Source organism: Rickettsia endosymbiont of Culicoides newsteadi (genome assembly GCF_002259525.1).
Classification (GTDB): Bacteria; Pseudomonadota; Alphaproteobacteria; order Rickettsiales; family Rickettsiaceae; genus Tisiphia.
In genome coordinates this window covers 1-514 of record NZ_MWZE01000168.1, presented here as the reverse complement: position 1 = coordinate 514, position 514 = coordinate 1, and the positions used below count along the sequence as shown (strand labels likewise).

Genomic DNA, 514 nt, shown 5'->3' with positions numbered 1-514 from the left:
GATTGCTTCGTAGGCTCACGCCTTCTCGCAATGACGTTTTTATGCTGTTTAATACTTATAGAATAAAAATTGTAGGGCACTATGATCCCAGCCACTAGATGAGCGGATATATTCTTATAATTGTGCCCTCTGGCTGTTGTTACGATATGCAACCAGTATCTGTAGTATGATGCGAGATATCCCCTAAAACTGATGTCATTGATTCACCTGTAGCTAAGTCGCTCTGTGTATACTCATTAGTATTTGATAGATGAGTATCAGGATGCTGTGCTAAAGGAGCGTCAAGGACTTCTTTTTGCTCAAGTGCTAATGGGCTTTCGTGCAATATATCCAGAGCTGTTTTACCTTTATTATTCTGTTGCTCAACATTAATACACCCTTCTTTTAAAATTCGGGTTGCTAATTGATAGTTACCATTCTGTAAACTAAGGTGCAATAAAGAGAACGTTCGCTGAGCTGTGTCAGTATAGAATATCATAGTCTAAAATTCAACCTATCAGGGAAGAAAATATCT

1 protein-coding gene is annotated in these 514 nt (G+C 38.1%); it reads right to left on the bottom strand.

Annotated features, from left to right (window positions below):
* Positions 1-139: 139 nt before the first annotated feature.
* A complete protein-coding gene (locus RiCNE_RS07075; RefSeq protein ID WP_094649840.1) occupies positions 140-478 on the bottom strand; it encodes a hypothetical protein in 339 nt (112 codons plus the stop codon).
* Positions 479-514 lie beyond the last annotated feature (36 nt).